The 410-nt window shown below is 59.8% G+C and carries 1 protein-coding gene; it reads left to right on the top strand.

Features of this window, described 5'->3' with window-relative positions:
• Window positions 1-45: 45 nt before the first annotated feature.
• Window positions 46-410: trypsin-like peptidase domain-containing protein (locus KHA85_RS20455; RefSeq protein WP_213186702.1), on the top strand; the 365-nt coding region annotated here is incomplete at its 3' end.

Below are 410 nucleotides of genomic sequence, written 5' to 3'. Positions count from 1 at the left end.
CTCATGCTATCCTCCGAACATCGTTCACCACACCACGAAAACTCCATGTTTGCTAAGCTCTTGCGTTCTGTCGTTATCGGTCTCATCGTTGCCGGCCTGCTGTTGGCCGCTCTGCCCGTGCTGCGCTCTTCCAACGGCCTGTTTGCAGAGAAAACCGAGAATACCAGCGACGAAACGCCGGTGAGCTACAACAAAGCAGTGCGCCGCGCCGCGCCCGCCGTGGTGAACATCTACAACCGCAACCTGAACGGCGCCGCCAACGTGCTGTCGCTCGGTTCCGGCGTGATCATGAACGAACGCGGCTATATCATCACCAACCGCCACGTGATCAAAGACGCTCAGCAGATCACCGTGGTGTTGCAGGATGGCCGCCGCTACGAAGCGCTGCTGGTCGGCTCCGACGGCCTGAC

This window comes from Dietzia massiliensis (genome assembly GCF_018390595.1).
GTDB classification, from domain to species: domain Bacteria; phylum Actinomycetota; class Actinomycetes; order Mycobacteriales; family Mycobacteriaceae; genus Dietzia; species Dietzia massiliensis.
Note: the sequence above shows the minus strand (reverse complement) of the source record. Positions and strands in the feature narration are given on the sequence as shown.